Source organism: Fusicatenibacter sp. (assembly GCF_977045365.1).
Genome location: NZ_CDRRUH010000023.1, coordinates 1 through 13,575 on the forward strand (window position 1 = coordinate 1; position 13,575 = coordinate 13,575).

A 13,575-nucleotide genomic window follows, 5' to 3' on the forward strand; every position below is an offset into this window, starting at 1 on the left:
AATCCTGAAAAATTTTATATGGAATACGTTACTCCATTAGATGTTGACTTAACAAGTTTAGAGCACTATCCATCGATTGAAATATCAAAAAATGATTTACAATAACAACTTCCAGTTTGCCGTACTCACTCCCAGCAGGGTTTGGGGCACGCACGCCCTGACAAGAAGCTGTCCCAAGGAGGCAAGAATTTTCAAGAATTGAAAATTTGTGGCCACAGGACGATTCTTGCGCTCACAAACAACAGAAAACCCAGAACTGCGTAGCTGATTCAGCCAACAGTTCTGGGTTTTTGTTATCAGGTCAAAATACTGTTTTATGGAGTCCCTGCATTAGTGCAACAGTCCCTTTTGCTTATGTCAGGAAAGAGATTCTTCAATTTTTCCGCATCCCTTTATCCCACCGGAATTTCCGATAGCAGGCATAAATCAGAACACTGCATACCAGCCATCCCGCCGGATAACCAAGTGCAATCGGAATGATGGAATCAAATATATGAGACATCACAAACAGATAAATCTGGCGGAACACGACGAAGCTTCCGAGCATCACGATCATCGGCGTTCTGGTGTCTCCTGCGCCACGCAGGACATTGGAGTAAACATGGTTGACGCAGCAGAGAATGTAGAACGGGGAGAGCAGATACAGGAACAGGGTTCCGTAACGAATCACAGCTGCCTCCTGGTTAAACAGATAAACCATTTGCGGAGCGAAAATCAGCAGAGGAATCATCATCACAATGGTTACAAACTCGGCAAGCAGGAATGCGGTTGTGGCGCCCTTTTTTGCACGGTCAATGTAGCTGGCACCGACGTTCTGCCCTGTGAAGGTGGTCGAAGCAAGACCGACGCTCATCATCGGCAGCATCATAAACTGGTCAATTTTCATGCAGGCACTCCAGCCCGCCATAACATCCGAGCCGAATACATTGATGTAGGACTGCACGAAAACGTTGGAAACAGAAGTTACCATCTGCTGGATCGCAGCCGGCAGTCCGACACAGACGATGCGGTACAGCAAAGACCAGTCCATGCAGAGCTTTTTCCAACGGATGCGGTATGGGCCGTCTGTTGTGGTCAGCACATACAGCGTCAGAACCGCCGAAAGGCACTGTGCAATAACGGTTGCGAGCGCTACACCTTCGATTCCCATGCCGAAGGAAACGACAAATAAAAGGTCGAGCACGGTATTGACAACGGCGGAAAAAATCAGGAAATACAGCGGATGGCGGGAATCGCCGACAGCACGGAGAACGCCGGAGCCCATGTTGTAGAACATCAGACCGGCAACACCGCCAAAGTAAATTTTAAGATACGTTGCCGATTCACGGATGACGTCGTCCGGCGTACTCATCATGCGGAGCATGTACGGTGTAATGAAGATGCCGAGAATAGTAAAGACAATAGAGAGAAAAAATGTCATCACCAGTGTCGTGCTGACGGTACGGCTGACCTTTTCATCCGCCTTTGCTCCATAATACTGAGAGATAATGACACCGGCACCGGTGGAAAGCCCCATGAAAAAGCCGATCAGGGAATTGATGATCGGACCGACGGAACCGACGGCGGCGAGCGCTTCCTTGCCGACAAAGTTGCCGACAACGATGCTGTCAACGGTGTTGTAAAGCTGCTGGAAAAGGTTTCCGGCCATCAGCGGAAGCGAGAAGAGAAGTAACTGCTTCCAGATCGAGCCCTGGGTCATATCGCGGGCTTTACTCTTTTGTACTGTTTTCGTCATAGTAGTCCCCTTTTTTACGTTGATTTTACCTTCTTTTTTATTGTAGCACTTTGAATTTGTGATGGAAATATCCATTTTTGACGCAATTTTCGGACTTTATTGATATAAATTGCTAAAAACAAAAGCAAAAAGAATTGTTTCTGAAAAAATTGTCTGGTATAATAGGGAGCAGATGCGTAAATGCAAAAACAACAGATGCTTCAAAGACCGGTGCAAAAACGGAAAAATCAGGGGGATTTTGCGGTGGTTTTTTGAAAACTGCGCGTCACAGAACAGGATAGAAAGAAGGTAGCTGAAATATGGGAGATTATTTTGTATGCAGTAAAACAGATCCGGTAGTAGAGACAAAGGCAGGAAAGGTACGCGGCTTCCGCCTGAATACGACATACGCGTTTCATGGAATCCATTACGCTGAGGCGGACCGTTTCCAGATGCCGCAGCCGGTGAAACCGTGGAAAGGAATCAAAAATGCGCTGGCATACGGCTATGTATGCCCGCTTTTAAAGCAGGATGAGCCGAACATGGAGGTGCTGGTACCGCATCGCTACTGGCCGCAGGACGAGCATTGCCAGAACCTGAATGTCTGGACACAGAGTCTTGATCCGAGTGCGAAAAAGCCGGTCATGGTATGGCTCCACGGCGGCGGCTTCAGCGCCGGCTCTGCGATTGAGCATGTGGCATATGAGGGGGATCACTTAAGTGAGTTCGGAGATGTCGTTGTTGTTTCCGTGAACCACCGGCTGAATATCCTCGGTTATCTCGATCTCTCCCCGTTTGGTGAAAAATACAAAAATTCTGCGAATGCAGGAAACGCAGATATGGTAGCTGCATTGCAGTGGGTACATGACAATATCGCGGCATTCGGCGGAGACCCGGAGAATGTTACGATTTTCGGCCAGTCCGGCGGCGGTATGAAGGTGGCAACGCTGATGAATACGCCGGCAGCAGACGGCCTGTTCCAGAAGGGTATCATCGAGAGCGGTGTTTATGAGGCAAAGGTTTATCAGAAAGAGGACGGAGACGGCACCGCGATTGTGAAGGCTCTGTTAAAAGAACTGAATCTGGACGAGTCCGAAGTGGAGAAGCTTGAGACGATCCCGTATTATGAGCTGTCAAATGCGTACAATAAAGTTGAGGCAGAGGTTGCCGCGAAAGGCTGCTATATCGGACAGGGACCGATGGAAAATGACTGGTTCCACGGAAATCCGATCAAGTGCGGATTTACGGATCACGCTAAAACGATTCCTGTGCTGGCAGGAACCAACATCGGTGAGTTTGATTTTGGACCGGTTGTGCCGGGAAAACATGAGATGAACCGTGAGGAACAGATTGCGTTCCTGACGAGAAAATATGGGGATGCGACACCGGAGCTGATTTCTCTTTTTGAAAAAGCATATCCGGACAAAACAATTGCCGACCTGTGGTCTGTGGATACGTTCTTCCGTCCGGCAACGATCGAATTCATTCGTCAGAAATCGGAGTTTACAGAAGCGCCGACCTATTCCTACCAGTTTACCTATGAATTCCCGATCGATGGCGGAAAAGCCGCATGGCATTGTGCCGAGATTCCGTTCGTATTCCATAACATCGACCGCATTGCCGTATGTAATGTCCCGGGCGAAACAGACCGTCTGCAGGAGCGTATGGCCACCGCCTGGATCAACTTTGCCCGCTACGGAAGCCCGGAAACCCCATCCCTCCCGAACTGGCCGGCATGCACCCCAGAGGATGAAGCAACCATGATTTTCGACAGAACCTGTGAAATCCGCCGCAACTTCGATCACGATCTGGTGAAAAAATTGGTGGAAACCGAGTATAACCCGATGATGCCAGTTGTGGAAGACGAGGAAGAAGATGCGTTCTTTATTCATTAATTAATTGACTCATAGCAATCCCAGAAAAAACAGCCAGAATGTTTTGCCTCAGTTAAAAACATTCTGGTGTTTTTAACTTGTGATAGATTGAACTTGCGGAAAGAATATCGTATGATAGAGGTAGAAAGAGAAAGGCGCAGGTGGAATATGGGAGTTTATCTGAATCCGGGAAATGAAAAATTTGCAAAAGCGGTCCAGTCGGAAATTTATGTGGATAAAACAGGGCTGATCGAGTATACCAATCAGGTGCTCAATACCGTGCAGAGATACGTTTGTGTCAGCCGTCCGCGGCGCTTTGGAAAATCTATGACGGCGGATATGCTGACGGCTTATTATGGGAAGGAATGCGATTCCAGAGAACTTTTTTCTGGATTGAAAATTTCTCAAAATGCCGGATTTGCACAGCACTTAAATCAATATCCTACGATTTTTTTGAATATGCAGGAATTTCTGAGCCGGAGCAAGGAAATTGGCCAGGTGATTGACCGTGTTCGAAGAATGCTGCTGCGGGAACTGAAAAACAGTTATCCGGACGTGGACTACTTTGACGATACAGATCTGGTAGAATCGATGCAGGATATTTATGCGGCAACAAAACAGTCGTTTGTCATTATCATTGATGAATGGGACTGCGTTTTCCGGGAATATCAGCAGGATAAAAAAGCACAGGAAGAGTATCTTGATTTCCTGCGGGATTTTCTGAAAGATAAGGTTTACGTGGCACTTGCCTATCTGACAGGAATTCTGCCGATCAAAAAATATGGAACCCATTCTGCCCTGAATATGTTTGATGAATTTACAATGCTTGATCCAGGGCCGCTCGCAGAATATGTAGGATTTACGGCGCAGGAAGTAGAAGAACTCTGCGGCCGGTATCAGATGGATCTGGCAGAAATTAAAAACTGGTATGACGGCTATTCGTTCCCGGGAGAAAGTTCGGTTTACAGCCCGCGTTCGGTTGTCAATGCCATGCGATTCCGGAAAATCGGCAATTATTGGAATCAGACAGAAACATTTGAAGCACTACAGTGGTATATTGATCTGAATTTTGACGGCCTGCGGGATGACGTACTGCAGATGATGGCAGGGAAAAAGATTCCGGTGAACACGGGCAGTTTTACGAATGATATGACAACTTTCCGGACAGAGGATGATGTGCTGACACTGCTGATTCATCTTGGATATCTTGGTTATGAGGAACAGAATAAATATGTTTTTATTCCGAATGCCGAGGTACAGTCAGAATATGCCAGTGCGGTAACCGTTTCCCAATGGGGAGATATTTCAAAGGCACTGAAAAATTCCGCAGATCTTCTGCAGGCTGTGTGGGAAAAACAGGAAACACAGGTAGCAGAGGGAATTCGGCTGGCACATTTTGAAACGTCACAGCTTCAGTACAATGACGAAAATGCGTTGAGCTATACGATTTCACTGGCACTGTATGCAGCACGGAATTTTTACACGGTTTACCGTGAACTGCCGGGGGGAAAAGGGTTTGCGGATCTTGTTTTCGTACCAAGAAAAAGATACCAGGACAAACCGGCGCTGGTTGTAGAACTGAAATGGGACAAAACAGCAGAGGGTGCGCTTGCACAGATTAAGGACAAAGAATATTGCAGAAGTCTGGAAGAATATCAGGGAAACTTGCTTCTGGTAGGAATTAATTATAATAAAAAGACAAAAGAACATGTCTGCAGAATTGAGGAATATCAGAAGTAAAAGGGAGAGGAGATTTGGAGGATCTTATTTTCGGGTCTTGCTATAGAACTGACGGATTTAACAGATCTGGACTGGGCGGAAAGAAAAGCGGCGTTGGGAATCCAGGGATGCTTTTTGAAAGTATGTAATATAAAAACAGAGTCGGATAAGAATATTTTCACCGACTCTGTTTTTACTTCCCTGGCGTTTCCGGTAACGGTTTTGAGCGGTAAATGCTATGCAATTCTGCCGCGGGAATGGTATAATAAAACCAGTATGCGCCGCTTTAGGCAGGCTGCTTAGAAAGAGGATCGATGCATGTACACATATCTGATTGTAGATGATGAAATGATAGAGCGAAAGGGCATTCGGATGCTGCTTTCGCGGATGAATATCCGGGAGAATATTCTGGAGGCCTCCAATGGAGAGGAAGCGCTGGAGGTGTTTGAAAAAGAGAAAATTGACGTGCTTCTGACGGACATCAATATGCCGTTCATGGACGGAATTGAACTTCTTTCCCGGATTCATGAGGAGTATCCTGGGACGGAAACAGTGATTTTCAGTGGGTATGACGAGTTTTCCTATGCGAAAAAGGCGATTTCCTACGGGGTTTCCGCCTATATTTTAAAACCGGTCAACCCGGAGGAATTTGAAAAGGTGGTTGGTGAAATCACCGAAAAGCTTGCAAAGAGTGAGCGCGAGGAAAAACGGAAGGACGAAAGCATGGAGTTTCTGCGGGAGCATTTGCTGTATCTGATGGTCAATGGGCAGAGCCGCAGCGCAATGCAGGAGAAAACACAGATGCTTCTCGACATGAGCTTTGTCCGGGATTTCTGCCGTATGGTACTGCTGGAGTGTGCCGACAACTATTTTGAACAGATAAACAGCGAACAGATTGAAAAGATGCAGAGTGATTTGCAGATGCCGTTTCACTATCTGAACCGAAGCGGCAGGAGGCGATTGCGGAAAAGTCCGGGATTTCTGATCCGGTGGGAAAGCGGCTGGCGGTGAGTGCGAGTCAGTATATTACGGAACGGGCATCGACAGGCGGAAAGAGTATTATGGCTGGCTTTCCTTATTTTGCGGACTGGGGGCGGGATACGATGATTTCGCTGCCGGGGTGTACGCTGGCAATTGGGGAGTATGAGGAGTGCAAGAGCATTCTTCGGACTTTTATGGCGTATACAAAAGAAGGACTGATGCCGAACCTGTTTCCGGAGGGTGATGCGATTCCGATGTATAATACGGTGGATGCGGCACTTTTGTTTCTGGATGTGGTGTATGAGTATTACCTTGAGACAGGAGATCTGGAGTTTGTGCGCGAGGCGTTTCCGGTGATGGAGGATATTGTGTTCTGGTATCAGAAGGGAACGGATTTCCACATTAAAATGGACAGTGACGGGCTGATTATGGCCGGGGGCGGTCTGGAGCAGGTGACGTGGATGGATGTGCGGATTGACAAGGAGCTGCCGACACCGCGTCACGGGAAGCCGGTGGAGATTAATGCATACTGGTATAATGGTCTGAGGATTCTGGAAGAACTGGCGTCGTTTGTCGGAAAGGACGGATCGGCATATGGGAAGCTTGCGGAGCAGGTGAAAAAGAGTTTCCTCGAAAAGTTCTGGATGGAAAAGGAAGGGTACCTGAAGGATGTGCTGAACGGCACGTATGAAGAGATGCAGTTCCGATGCAATCAGGTGTTTGTGCTGGCACTTCCGTTTCAGATGGTGAGTCAGAAGCAGGGACAGCGGATTTTACAGGCGGTCAAGGAAAAGCTGTACACGACAGCAGGACTGCGGTCATTGGAAATGGAGGATCCGGCGTTTCATCCATGGATCGGCGGAAGCCAGCCGGAGCGTGACAGGGCATATCATCAGGGGACTGTCTGGGGATTTCCGCTGGGAGCGTATTTCCGTGCGGTGCTGAACTATTTCCCGAAGGAGGGAAAACAGGAGGTGCGCCGCGGGCTGGACCGTCTTGCAAGCTGGATGCAGGAAGGATGTCTGTTCCATCTTGCGGAGATTTATGATGGTGCGGCGCCGGTGATGTCGAAGGGCTGCTATGCGCAGGCGTGGAGTGTCGGAGAGATTCTGCGAGTTTACAAAGAGATGGAGGGAAAGAAGATGAATGCAGTGGTGAAAAGAACGCCGGCGGAGTGGAAAAGCTTTTTTGAATCGGAAGAATTTGTGGAAAATTTTACGTACGAAGGGGATGACCTCGGTGTTTCGGTGAAAAAGGATGAACAGCTTGTGACAGAATGGAAGCTTTGGGCGCCGACGGCGATGGAGGTTTCGCTGGAGCTGTTTTCCTGCGGCAGCAGCCGGGAGAACGGAGACCGAAAAATAGCTTCGCTTGCAATGACACGCGGCGAAAAGGGTGTCTGGAGCTGTGCAGCGCAGGGGGCCTGGTATGGAACGTATTATACGTATCATATCCTGCACTCGGATGGCGTTTTTGATACGACAGATCCGTATGGCGTGGCTTCCGGTATTGATTCGGAGCGGAGTATGGTAGTAAATCTTGCAGAGACGGACCCGGTGGGCTGGAAGCAGGATAAAAGGCCGGAAATCCGGCCGGAGGACCGTTGCGTGTATGAGCTTCATGTGAAGGATTTTTCGAGTGATCCGCATTCCGGTGTTTCAGATAAGCACCGTGGAAAGTTTCTGGCCTTTACGGAAGAAGGCACAACGCTGAACGGCGACGGGATTCATGCGACCGGGCTCGATTACCTGAAATCGCTTGGCATTTCTCATGTGCATCTCCTTCCTGTTTTTGATTTCGGCAGTGTGCCGGAAGACGATGCGGAAGCGTTCAACTGGGGCTATGACCCGGTACAGTACAATGTGCCGGAGGGCTCCTATGCAACCGATCCGTTCCACGGCGAGGTACGTATCCGGGAAATGAAGGAAATGGTTCAGGCGCTGCATAAGGCCGGCATCGGCGTGATTATGGATGTGGTATACAATCATACGTACAATCTCGATTCGCCGCTTCAGAAAACTGTTCCTTACTATTATTACCGTGAGTGGGAGGACGGCACGATTTCCAATGGCTCCGACTGCGGAAACGAGACGGCGAGTGAGCGGGAGATGTTCCGCCGTTTTATGGTGCGCTCGGTTTGCTACTGGGCGAAGGAATATCACATTGACGGATTCCGTTTTGATTTGATGGCGCTGCACGATACGGAAACCATGAATGCGATCCGCACAGCACTGAACCGGATGCCGCGCGGTGAGGAGATTCTTGTCTACGGTGAACCATGGAAAGCAGCGGCAAGCGCGATGCAGGAGGGATATTTCCCATCGGATAAACAGAATATCGGAAAGCTGATGGACGGCATTTCCATGTTCTGTGACGATACGAGAGATTCTATTAAGGGAAGTGTTTTCATTGCCGCAGAGGGCGGCTATGTCAATGGAAAAGAGCGTCTTTCCGCAGGAATACTTTCCGCAACAGATGGCTGGATGGACGGAAAAGGAGCCTATGAGCCGCGCAATGCGAGCCAGCTTATTCCGTACGTGTCGGCACATGACAATTATACGCTGTGGGATAAATTAAAACTGTCCGACCCGAAACGGAAGGAGAATGTGGAGCCGGATTTTGACAAGATGGATGAGAGGACGCTTTCGATGAACCGTCTGGCAGCGGGCATTGTGATGACCTGTAAGGGAATGCCGTTTTTCCAGGCAGGTGAGGAATTTGCGCGCACGAAGCATGGTGAGGGAAACAGCTTCAAATCTCCGTGGCAGCTCAACAAAATTGACTGGACACGCGCCTTAGAGCAGGAAGAGCTGGTGGACTATTACCGCGGTCTTCTCGCTCTGCGCCGAAAATATCAGGCATACGGAACGTGCGAGCCGGACTGTAAAAAGACATTTTTCCGTGAGAACCAGATCGCAGGTTACGAACTGGAATACCCGGATGGCCGCGCGGTCTGCGTCTTCTACAATCCGTGGGAAAAAGAAGCTTTGCAGAAACTCCCGGAAGGAAACTGGAAACTGCTCTGCGATGGAAAACGCTGTGCAGAGGACGGAGCAGAGATAAAAGAAAGCATGATGCTTCCGGCAAAATCGATGGTTCTGCTGGCGCGGGAGTAAAATTGTAAATTTTGTTCCTGTCTGTTGGAATGCCGTCTTCGGAAACGGGTGTCCATCATCGTGCCGGACAGTGAATGGGAATAAATTGTTTTTCGTTTAACATAAAAATGCACTGTGGAATTGTCAGACGACGTTCCACAGTGCATTTTTATGTTTATGTGAGCAATGAGTCAGGATCTGTGCTTACACGAGATCCTGGCGATATCTAAGAGTTCGGATCATTATTCGTCCACAACTTCCAGTACATCCATCGGACAGGCTTTCGCGCAGATACCGCAGGCGATACATTTAGAAGCCGGATTTCCCTCGGTCTTTACGATCAGGCCAAATGGGCAGGCCTTTGCACAGGCTCCGCATCCCGTACATTTTTTCTTGTTGATCATGTAAACGCCCTTCGGATTCTGGGTAATGGCGCCTTCCGGACAGGCCTCTGCACATTTTCCGCACTGCGGACAGGCGATCGGGCGGACTGCCTTTTTCTCTACGATCTGCAGACATGCCTTGTCCGGATCGAATACCTTATAAAATGCCTCAGAACATGCTCCCACACAGGCAAGACATGCCATACAGGTACTGCCTTTTTTTACTTTCAGTTTTTTCATTTGTTTTATCCTCCGCTTAAAGTTTGTGTTTTCCTTATTCTACCATTTTTGATATGTTTTCTCAACGATATTTACCGGATTTTCCGATTTTCATTATGATCTGTTACCGTTCATAGGTAGTCGAATTCCTTTTGCACGGTCAAAATGCAGGATTAAAAGAATCTTAAGAAAGCAGACAGAGAAAATGCCGCATTTCTTCGGAAAATCTGCAAAAAGAAAAATTTAAAATCTGATATGATAGCATATGGGCAGATTTATAGCAATCCCCGAAAATAATGAAAAGAGCAGGAGGGGGTTTTTATGAGGAACGAAAACAATACACTGGAATGGAGACAGGCGGCAGAATGGAAAAGTACGGCGCGCAGGAGAGAAAAAGCGCGAAGGCGGAGACGAAAAGTCCGGCGGATGCGGGCGGTGCTCCTGCTCGGCTGCATTCTGATTTTTGCCGGTGTGCTGAGGGCCGGCCAGAACCCGATCAAGCGATATGCCAAAGCAAACGGAATCTCCATGGACGAGTACCCGGAGGAGCTGCTGAAACTTTATGAAAGAAACAAAGAGACGGAGACATTTGTCGAAGAGTATCCGTTGAAAAAAGACGTGGAACCGGAGATTGATTTAAGTGACCTGGCAGACATATCAGAAATCCCGCTTCTTTTACAGTGGGATCAGAGATGGGGTTATCACCAGTATGCCGGTGAAGTGATGGGTTTAAGCGGCTGCGGGCCGACAGCGCTTTCCATGGTTGCCATTTTCATGACCGGCGATATCACAAAAAATCCGCGCTGGGTCGCCGACTTTGCCTCACAGAACGGCTACGCCGTAGACGGCAGCGGAACCGCCTGGTCTCTGATGCTGGAAGGAGCCCGGCAGATCGGCCTTTCCAGCAAAGAAATCCCTGTGGAACGGGAACGGGTGGAAAACAACCTGCAGGCCGGAAATCCCATCATTGCGCTGATGGGTCCCGGGGAGTTTACCAGCAACGGCCATTTCATCGTTCTTACCGGATTGCAGAACGGCAGACTGAAAATCAATGACCCAAACAGCAGAAAAAATTCCGAAAAAACCTGGGATATCGATCAGGTGCTGGAACAGACAAAAGCGGTATGGGTATATTACAAATAATAAAATAGAAGACATACCCATCATAGCCTCCGAATACACTGTAAAAACAGCGTCTTCGGAGGCTTTTTGTGAGGGACTATATCGAGGAGCGTGCTGTAGAAACAGCGATTTACATGATCGAGACGAAAGCGACAGTACGGCAGACGGCGAAAAAATTCGGGGTGAGCAAAAGTACCGTGCATAAAGATCTGACATCACGTCTGGTACAGGTGAATCCGGGTCTGGCGGCAGAGGCGAGGAAAATTCTGGATGTGAACAAGTCTGAACGGCACATCCGCGGCGGCATGGCAACGAGAGAAAAATATCTGCATCAAAAGCAGAAGTGAACGAAAGTGAACCAAAGAAGCTCTTTCCTAATCGCCCCAAATAGGGTATGATAGAGAAAGAAAACTTACGAAAACAGAGGGAATTTTATGAACGATTATATCCTGGAAGTCTGCGTGGACTCGGCGGAGTCGGCGCTTGCGGCGGCAAAAGGCGGAGCGGGCCGGCTGGAGCTGTGTCAGAATCTGGTGATCGGCGGAACAACGCCGAGTCCGAAGCTGTTTGAGGTGATCCGCAGACAGACAACCATTCCGATCCATACACTGATCCGCCCGCGGTTCGGAGATTTTTGCTATACCCCATATGAATTAGAAGAAATCCGTGAGGAAGTCGCAATGTACCGCGAACTCGGTGCAGAGGGCGTTGTCATCGGTGTGCTGAAAGAAGACGGAACGATGAATATGGCGGCAATGGAACAGCTGATGGAGGCAGCCGACGGCATGTCCGTGACGCTGCACCGCGCGTTCGATGTCTGCCGCGATCCCAAAGAAGCGCTTGAGCAGGCGGTATCGCTTGGTATGAACACCATTCTCACCTCCGGTCAGCAGAACAGTGCGGTAAAAGGAGCAGAGCTTCTCGCCGAACTGCAGCGCCAGGCGGCGGGACGCATCCGTATTCAGGCGGGCGGCGGTATCTGCGCGGATGCGATCCGCGAGCTGTATCCGAAAACCGGCGTGACCGCCTATCACATGTCCGGAAAAATCGAACTGGCGAGCCCGATGCAGTACCGGAAAGAAAATGTGAACATGGGACTTCCATCCTTAAGCGAATACACCCTCTACCGCACGGACGTCAAAGCCGTACGCAGCGCGAAAGCGGTACTGGAAGAATTTTAAGAAAAGGACATAACATTATTATGAAAGCAAATACCATCAGCGGCCAGCGGCAGTACGAGTTCGTCGGCCAGTTTAACTACATCCGCGAAGCCGGAACGGAAGGCGAAGAAAAAGCAGCCTGCCGGATCGAAAAAGAACTTTCTGAAATCGCAGAAAAATGGGGGCAGGGCGAATTACAGATCCGCCGCGAGCCGTTCGAGATTGAGACATGGCAGGTTGACGAAGCTGTCTTTACGGTCACAGAGCCATATGAGAAAACATACACCGTCCGCGGCTGTTTCGCGGCAGCCAATACCGCTCCGGAAGGCGTGGAGGCACCATTCCTCTACGTAGAAAACGGCGACCCGGTCAGCCTTTCCCATGCAGAAGGGAAAATCGTCCTGATCAACGGCGGTGCCAATGCAGAAAACTATGAAAAACTGGAAAAAGCAGGAGCCGTCGGATTTCTGATCCTGACCGGAACGCCGCTGGACAAAGACGAGGACCGTCTGCCGGACTACCGCACCCTGCGCGGTGTAAAAAATCCGAAACTGCCGTGCGCCGTCATTCATTATCTTGATGCGATGGAACTGGTAGAACGGGGAGCGAGCCGTGCACGCCTCGTTTTACAGCAGAAAAAAATCAGGAGAACGTCGAAAAATATCATCCTGCGCATCCCGGGAACCGGGCAGCCAGAGGAAATCCTGACGCTGACGGCTCATTACGATTCCGTTCCGCAGGGACCTGGTGCATACGACAACATGGCGGGCGCAGCGATCATCATGGAGCTGGCACACTACTTCGCCGAAAACCGCCCGAAACGGACACTGGAATGCATCTGGTTCGGCGCGGAGGAGCTGGGTCTCTGCGGAAGCCGGGCGTATGTGAAAGCGCATGAAGACAAGCTCACGCAGCACCGCTTCAACATGAACGTCGACCTCGCCGGACAGGCCATCGGCGGAACCGTGCTTGGCGTGGCAGCAACGAAAGAGGCATGCGACGCGATCATGGAGCACTTAAAACAGGCGGACAAAGGCGTATCGCTCATCAACAACATCTGGAGCAGCGATTCCAACACCTTCGCATGGAAGGGCATCCCGGCGATGACTCTGAACCGCGATGGTTTCGGCATGCACACCTGCCACGATACGATCGACTGGATCTCCGCCTGGTCACTGAACCGGAGCGCCGGTGTCCTGGGCGAAATCGCCGAGTATCTGGCGGATGCAGAACCATTTCCATTTGAAAGAGAAATCCCGGCAGACTTTGCGGAGAGATTAAAAGCTTATTTTGGAGAATAAAAAGGAG

General features: G+C 49.5%; 10 protein-coding genes. 8 read left to right on the top strand and 2 right to left on the bottom strand.

Features of this window, described 5'->3' with window-relative positions; translation table 11 throughout:
• Positions 1-373 precede the first annotated feature (373 nt).
• Positions 374-1,735 carry an MATE family efflux transporter gene (locus ACY2VW_RS06920; protein WP_461877529.1) on the bottom strand — a complete coding sequence of 454 codons (1,362 nt, stop codon included), beginning with the start codon at positions 1,733-1,735 and terminating at the stop codon, positions 374-376.
• 299 nt (positions 1,736-2,034) lie between these two features.
• Between ACY2VW_RS06920 and ACY2VW_RS06925 the strand changes: the two genes are divergently transcribed.
• The 4 genes from ACY2VW_RS06925 (at position 2,035) to pulA (ending at position 9,404) form a co-directional block, all read left to right on the top strand.
• Complete coding sequence (locus ACY2VW_RS06925; RefSeq protein WP_461877531.1) at positions 2,035-3,609, top strand: carboxylesterase/lipase family protein; 1,575 nt, start codon at positions 2,035-2,037, stop codon at positions 3,607-3,609.
• A gap of 147 nt (positions 3,610-3,756) precedes the next feature.
• Positions 3,757-5,328, top strand: coding sequence for an AAA family ATPase (locus tag ACY2VW_RS06930; protein ID WP_461877565.1), 1,572 nt, complete (start codon positions 3,757-3,759; stop codon positions 5,326-5,328).
• Between the two features lie 297 nt (positions 5,329-5,625).
• Entirely contained in the window at positions 5,626-6,318 is a 693-nt protein-coding gene (locus ACY2VW_RS06935) for a response regulator (RefSeq protein ID WP_461877532.1), read from the top strand.
• Entirely contained in the window at positions 6,315-9,404 is a 3,090-nt protein-coding gene (gene pulA, locus ACY2VW_RS06940) for a type I pullulanase (RefSeq protein ID WP_461877533.1), read from the top strand. Before ACY2VW_RS06935 ends, pulA begins: the two co-directional genes overlap by 4 nt.
• A 221-nt stretch (positions 9,405-9,625) precedes the next feature.
• Here pulA and ACY2VW_RS06945 read toward each other — a convergent pair whose 3' ends face one another.
• Positions 9,626-10,006 (bottom strand): 4Fe-4S binding protein, encoded by a 381-nt coding sequence (locus ACY2VW_RS06945; protein ID WP_022463049.1) that lies wholly within the window; start codon positions 10,004-10,006, stop codon positions 9,626-9,628.
• 300 nt (positions 10,007-10,306) lie between these two features.
• On the opposite strand from ACY2VW_RS06945, the gene ACY2VW_RS06950 reads away from it, so the two are divergent.
• The 4 genes from ACY2VW_RS06950 (at position 10,307) to ACY2VW_RS06965 (ending at position 13,568) form a co-directional block, all read left to right on the top strand.
• Positions 10,307-11,128 carry a C39 family peptidase gene (locus tag ACY2VW_RS06950; RefSeq protein ID WP_461877535.1) on the top strand — a complete coding sequence of 274 codons (822 nt, stop codon included), beginning with the start codon at positions 10,307-10,309 and terminating at the stop codon, positions 11,126-11,128.
• 68 nt (positions 11,129-11,196) lie between these two features.
• Positions 11,197-11,454, top strand: coding sequence for a sporulation transcriptional regulator SpoIIID (gene spoIIID, locus ACY2VW_RS06955; RefSeq protein ID WP_055220903.1), 258 nt, complete (start codon positions 11,197-11,199; stop codon positions 11,452-11,454).
• A gap of 87 nt (positions 11,455-11,541) precedes the next feature.
• On the top strand, positions 11,542-12,288 hold the full coding sequence (locus tag ACY2VW_RS06960) for a copper homeostasis protein CutC (protein ID WP_461877536.1): 747 nt from the start codon (positions 11,542-11,544) through the stop codon (positions 12,286-12,288).
• Positions 12,289-12,308: 20 nt separating this feature from the next.
• Entirely contained in the window at positions 12,309-13,568 is a 1,260-nt protein-coding gene (locus ACY2VW_RS06965) for a M20/M25/M40 family metallo-hydrolase (protein WP_461877537.1), read from the top strand.
• Positions 13,569-13,575 lie beyond the last annotated feature (7 nt).